Source organism: Paracoccus sp. (in: a-proteobacteria) (assembly GCF_046462195.1).
In the GTDB taxonomy this organism is placed as follows: Bacteria; Pseudomonadota; Alphaproteobacteria; order Rhodobacterales; family Rhodobacteraceae; genus Paracoccus.
This window is the reverse complement of the sequence record NZ_JBKGUN010000182.1, coordinates 1-5785: the sequence shown is the minus strand read 5'-3', so window position 1 is coordinate 5785 and position 5785 is coordinate 1. Positions and strand designations below refer to the sequence as shown.

Below are 5785 nucleotides of genomic sequence, written 5' to 3'. Positions count from 1 at the left end.
CTGACGCTTGTTCCTGTCGCCGCTGCGGCACAGTAGGCGGTCGCACCGGGCAGCGCCACCTGGTTCGGCATCCATTATATCGACACGTCGACTGAAGGCGCGATCAATGGCGTGCGCGAGGATGAGACCGCCAGAATTGCGATGATCGAGGATTACGTTGCTGACGCCCTGACCGAACGTGGCTTTACTCTGGTCGAACCTGCACCCGAAGATGTCGCGCGCATCCTGAACCCCGTTCACTCCAATGGCGCGGACACCCGTATCGCCGCGGCCATGGGGTCGGCATACGCGATCGCCGGAGAGGTGCAGAAGGTCTCCAACCTGATCCAGTCGATCAACATCCATATCCGCGATGCGGACACCGGTCAGACGTTGCGCGCCGGTGCGGTGGATGTCCGGGGAAACACGGATGAGGCGTATCGACGGGGATACAGCTATTTGCTGAGAAATATCATCTTTCGGAAGGAAAAACAGGAATGATGAAAACGCAGGTTCTTGCCGTTGCGCTTGGTGCGGTCCTGGGTTTGGCGGGCGTGGCCTCGGCGCATGGCCCCGCGCGGCTCAAGACCGAGCATTCGGTCGTGCTGGACGCAACCCCTGCCGAAGTGTGGGAGGTGATCGGACAGTTTGACGACATGGACTGGCACCCTGCCATAGCCTCGACCCGCATGGAGCCCGAGGGGGCACCTGCCGATGTGCCAGACGAATCCACGCGCGTGCTGACGCTGGTGTCCGACAGCGGAACGCCGACAATCACCGAACAGCTGATGGCGGTCGACAACGACAAGATGAGCTATCGCTACATGATCACCGAGGTGGACACGGCCGTCCTGCCAGTCACGAACTATTCCTCGACCCTTCAGGTCAAGGACAATGCGGGCCATGCGGAGGTGGTCTGGAAGGGCGGCTTTTATCGCGGGTTTCCGAACAATGATCCTCCGGCAGAACTGAACGACGATGCCGCCATGGCTGCCGTTGATGGCATCTATCAAGCCGGTCTTGACGCACTGGCGGAACGGTTCGGCAAGATCGAATGATTCTGCTTCGGCCATGCCTGCTGCTGGCATCCGGATTTCTTGCATCCCCGGTCATGGCCGGGGATCTTGCATTCATCACCTCCCAGAATGGCAATGCCGTCAGCGTGGTGGATCTGGAGCAGGGACAGGTTCTTGCCAGCGCGGACGTCCCTGATGCCCCTGCGCCCGTGGCCTATGATCCCGGACATGGCCGTGCCTATGTCATTGCCGCCGACACGGGGCGGCTGCATGTGCTGAATAAGGCTGCCGAAACCGTGGATACTGCGGAATTGGGCGAAGGCGCCTTTGGCCTTGCCGTGGCCCCGGAAGGGGGGTTGTTCGTCACCAACTGGTTTGGCGCCACGTTGACCCGGCTGGACGCTGATCTGACACCCCTCTGGCAGGTGCCGACAGGCGCCGCCCCTGCAGGCGTTGCGGTCAGTGACGATGGCCGCAGAGTGGCCACCGCTGATCGTGATGCGGATGCGGTCAGCATCTTTGACGCAAAGACGGGGCAGCGCCTGCATCAGGTGGCGACCGCCGGTTCCCATCCGTTCGGCATCACCTTTGAAGGGGGCCGGTTCTTCACCGCCGATGTGCAGAGTGACAGCGTGTCGGTGATCGATGCGGAAACCGGACGATTGATCGGCAGCATCCCGACTGGCAGCCATCCCTATGGCGTGGCCTTTGCATCAGGACGCGGCTTTGTCACGAACCAGTATCACGCCAGCCTGACAGTTTTCGATGCCTCGACATTCGAGGTTCTGGCCGAGGTGGATATCGGCGATTATCCCGAAGGGATTGCCGCGCTGCCCGATGGAAGCGGGGTCGTGATCGCCAACTGGGACAGCGATGAAATCGTCACCCTTGACGCAGTGAGCCTGGAAATTCGTCACCGGATTGAAATGCCGGCAGGTCCTCGCGCCTTTGGTCAGTTCACGGGACGACAGGTTCCGCAGTGACCAAAGGGGCGCCTCCCGCCTCCAGCCAGCCTTCCGTTCCAGTGGGGAACCAGATGACAGGTGAAAAGCCCCATTCGAGCGCCCGACGAGCGGCATTCCAGCTCATCCAGCAGTCCGTTCGGCAAAAAAAGACCAGTGGACGATCAGGGTCGTCGGCCTGTGCACGGCTCAGACCATTGCGCAACCGCGCCTCTTCGGCGGGCGCCAGTGCCTCGTATCCGGTGTTCCACAGCCAGACGGCGCCCGGAATCGTTCCATGCGCGGGTTCGTTCCAGATCGTGTCCGCAGGCAATCCCTCCGGGCGAACCTTGCGGGGCATGATGTCGAAAAAAGCGGCCCTGCCGTCGGCGTGGAGTGCCAGCGCCTCGATTGCCGATATGACCTCTGCCCCTTTCAACGTTGCAGGGACGGGCGCCCGATAAGGCTCTCCGCGGTAGCTGTCAGGCTCGGGCACTGTCTGCGCCCAAGCCCCCTGTCCCAGCAGAAGGCATGCCAGCACCACCCGCAGGATCATGGCAGCAGCTCGCGTCCGTAATCATCAACCAGTGGCACGCCGGCATCGTGCAGGATCTGGTTGATCTCGTCCTGGTTCCTGCGGATCAGGCTGTTCAGCTGGCGCTTCCATTCCTGTTCTTCCAACCGGACGCCCATCGTGATGCGATAGAACAATCGCGGTCCGCCCTCTTCCCTGAGCAGCGGCGTGAACTTCAGGTCGGGATCATTCTTGATGGCAGGCCCGGCCAATGGCCCCCACAGGACGGCCGCATCCAGCGTGCCCTCGCGGACACCCTTCAGCATGTCACCCATCGGATCCTCGACCCGACGGTCGACGAACAGGTCGGCCCCACGCATGTTGGCGGCCAGTCCGGCACGCGCCAGATGAGTGGCAGGCGGCGTTCCGGCAACCACCCCGATATCGGCTTCGCGAAGTGCAGGGTCGGTCAATTGGTCGACCGAGGCCAAGGGCCCGTCGCGCCGTGTCACGATGCCATAAACCGAGGTGTAATAATGGTTGGTGTTCTGCACCAGTTCGTCACCCTGGGCATAGCCCATCACGACGTCGCAGGTGCCTTCCCGCAGGGTCCGCGTAATAAAGCCCATGCCGGAAGGAAACCAACTGTAGGTCACGGGAAGGTCAAGTTCCTTGCCCATGAACTCTGCCAGCTTGTTTTCGAAGCCGCTGCCGTCCTGGGACGACATCGGCGCATTGGCCGGATCGGCACAAACACGGAACTGCGTTGTCGACCGCAGGTCGGCCACCTGCGCTGCGGCAGGACCAGCCAGCCCCAGTCCGTATGTCAGAGCCAATGCGGCGATCAGGCGTGCCTTTGTCTTCATCACATCGACATGCAGGCGTCTTCCTGCGCCGTGTATTCCTCGGACTTGTCGGCACGTTCGGCAGGACGACCACGCCCGATCGTCTCGGTCCCATGGGCCACCAGATAGGTATAGATGTCGTCGATATAGCACCAGACGTTCTTGTTGGTCCCAAAGGCAGGCATGACCGAGTTCGTGCCTTGGCGGCCCGATGCCACGACCTGCATGAAGTCGTAGTAATCCATCCGCAGGACCGAGTTCTTCAGCGCGGGCGCATAGGTCGACCCTTCGCCATCGGGGCCATGGCAGACGTGGCATTCCGCATGATAGCGGCGGAAACCGTTGAAGGTCGCAAAGTCGACCACGCCGTCTTCAACCTTGAAGGTCGGGATGCCTTCGTCGTTGCGCCACCGTCCGTCGACCATCTCGACCGCGGTGATGTCGTGGCCGCTCGGCATGACGGTCTCACCCTCGGCGACCTCCACCGGCTCTTCCTCGACTGCTTCTCCGCCTTCGGCGGCGGCAGGCTCGGCAGTACCTGAAACGGCAGCCGCCGCCCCGGCACCGGCCGGTGGCGTTTCGGTCGTTGCCTCGGATTGCGCCAGGGCCATGGTGGCCAAGGACGCACCCAGAACCAGCGCCGTCAGACCGGTAATGGCTTTCATGTTGGATTTCCTCCCAAATCTTTCACTATCTGCTCTCCTCAGACAGAACCGCCCCAGTTTAACCCTGGGGCGGCCCGTTCACAGATCAAGCTTAGTTGTACGGAACGAAAGTATGAGACGCTCCGCTGGCCCAGTTCAGCCGGGCAGTTCGAAGACGGTCAGCTGGCCGCCTAGTTCGGTATAGTCGCTGAGCGCGGCATAGCCACCCACGGCTCCAAGACCTTCATTGGGGTTGGTCAGGCCAGCCGCCAGACCGATGCCGGCCCAGCCGCCCACGCCCGACAGGACGCCGATGTACTGCTTGCCCTCGAACTCATACGTCATCACGTTGCCGATGATCCCCGACGGCGTCTTGAAGCTGTAAAGCTCTTCGCCCGTTTCGGCATCGACCGCCTTCAGATAGCCTTCCAGCGTTCCGTAGAAGACCACGTCACCCGCGGTGGCCAAGGCACCCGACCAGACCGAGAACTGTTCGGGCAGCGACCACTTGATCTCGCCCTCGACGGCGTCCCAGGCGATGAAGTTGCCCATGCCGCCGTGGCTGTCAGGAGCGGGATACATGGAAAGGGTCGCGCCCACATATGGCTGACCGGCCGTATAGGCGACGCGGAACGGCTCGTAGTCCATGCAGACGTGGTTGGTCGGCACATAGAACATGCCTGTCTTGGGCGAATAGGCTGCCGGTTGCTGGTCCTTGGAGCCGAGAGCGGCCGGGCAGACGCCGGTCGTGTTGGTGTCTTCGCCGTTCTGAGAGGTGGAGTAATCTGCCACCACCTGCGGACGTCCGTACTGATCCGAGTTCGGGTCCATCTCGACATGGGTCGCCCAGTTGACGGCCGGGTCGTACTTTTCCGCCACCAGCAGTTCGCCCGTCTCGCGATCCAGCGTATAGGCAAAGCCGTTCCGGTCGAAGTTGACCAGCAGCTTGCGCATCTGACCGTCGATTTCCTTGTCGATCAGGATGTTCTCGTTCACACCGTCATAGTCCCATTCGTCATGGGGCGTCTTCTGGTAGAACCACTTGGCTTCACCGGTATCAGCGTCGCGGGCCATGATCGTCATCGACCAGCGGTTGTCACCCGGGCGCTGCGACGGGTTCCAGGTGGAGGGGTTGCCGGTGCCGTAATAGACCAGGTTCAGGTCTGGGTCATAGCTGAACCAACCCCAGGTCGTGCCGCCGCCGATCTTCCACTGATCGCCTTCCCAGCTGTTGAGAGAACTGTCCGCGCCGATCGGCTTGCCCAGATGCATGGTGGTTTCGGGGTTGACCAGCATCTCTTCGTCGGGGCCGGTCGAATACGCCTTCCACGCCTCGGTGCCGTCGGCCAGGTTATAGGCCGTGATCCGTCCGCGCACGCCATATTCGCCGCCCGATACGCCAACCAGAACCTTGTCGCCCACGGGCAGCACGGTTGCCGTGTTGGTTTCGCCCACGGCCGGATCACCCGTCTTGATCGACCACTTCTCCTCGCCCGTCATGGCGTCCAGCGCCACCAGCGTAGTGTCCGCCTGATGGCTGAGGATCAGGCCGTCAGCATAGGCAACGCCGCGATAAACCGTGTCGCAGCACATGACCGCGATCACTTCGGGGTCCTGCTGAGGCGTGTGGCGCCATACGATCTTGCCGTTGTCGGACAGGTCCAGTGCGAAGATGTTGTTGGGGAAGGGCGTGTGGACATACATCATGTTGCCGATCACCAGGGGGCCGCCCTCGTGTCCGCGCAGAACGCCGGTCGAGAAGCTCCAGGCGACGCGCAGGTCGCCGACGTTTTCCCGGGTGATCTGGTCCAGCTCAGAATAGCGCTGGTTGGCATAGTTCCCAGTC

6 protein-coding genes and 1 pseudogene are annotated in these 5785 nt (G+C 62.1%); 3 read left to right on the top strand and 4 right to left on the bottom strand.

Features of this window, described 5'->3' with window-relative positions:
- Window positions 1-66: 66 nt before the first annotated feature.
- From ACLHHB_RS11410 to ACLHHB_RS11400, 3 genes and pseudogenes are all read left to right on the top strand, one after another.
- Window positions 67-480: pseudogene (locus ACLHHB_RS11410) on the top strand (DUF3280 domain-containing protein); the annotation flags it as partial.
- The gene (locus ACLHHB_RS11405; protein ID WP_410218403.1) at window positions 477-1037 is read left to right on the top strand and encodes an SRPBCC family protein; all 561 of its coding nucleotides are present in this window, start codon (window positions 477-479) and stop codon (window positions 1035-1037) included. The pseudogene ACLHHB_RS11410 and the gene ACLHHB_RS11405, both read left to right, overlap by 4 nt.
- Window positions 1034-1978 (top strand): YncE family protein, encoded by a 945-nt coding sequence (locus ACLHHB_RS11400; RefSeq protein ID WP_410218402.1) that lies wholly within the window; start codon window positions 1034-1036, stop codon window positions 1976-1978. Before ACLHHB_RS11405 ends, ACLHHB_RS11400 begins: the two co-directional genes overlap by 4 nt.
- On the opposite strand, the gene ACLHHB_RS11395 is transcribed toward ACLHHB_RS11400, so the two are convergent.
- The 4 genes from ACLHHB_RS11395 to ACLHHB_RS11380 all read right to left on the bottom strand — a co-directional run.
- Entirely contained in the window at window positions 1953-2492 is a 540-nt protein-coding gene (locus ACLHHB_RS11395; protein ID WP_410218401.1) for a PQQ-dependent catabolism-associated CXXCW motif protein, read from the bottom strand. The genes ACLHHB_RS11400 and ACLHHB_RS11395 overlap by 26 nt on opposite strands.
- Window positions 2489-3316, bottom strand: coding sequence for a substrate-binding domain-containing protein (locus ACLHHB_RS11390; protein WP_410218400.1), 828 nt, complete (start codon window positions 3314-3316; stop codon window positions 2489-2491). Before ACLHHB_RS11390 ends, ACLHHB_RS11395 begins: the two co-directional genes overlap by 4 nt.
- Window positions 3316-3960, bottom strand: coding sequence for a c-type cytochrome, methanol metabolism-related (locus ACLHHB_RS11385; RefSeq protein WP_410218399.1), 645 nt, complete (start codon window positions 3958-3960; stop codon window positions 3316-3318). Before ACLHHB_RS11385 ends, ACLHHB_RS11390 begins: the two co-directional genes overlap by 1 nt.
- 135 nt (window positions 3961-4095) lie before the next feature.
- On the bottom strand, window positions 4096-5785 hold a 1690-nt coding region (locus ACLHHB_RS11380), incomplete at its 5' end, for a methanol/ethanol family PQQ-dependent dehydrogenase (RefSeq protein WP_410218398.1).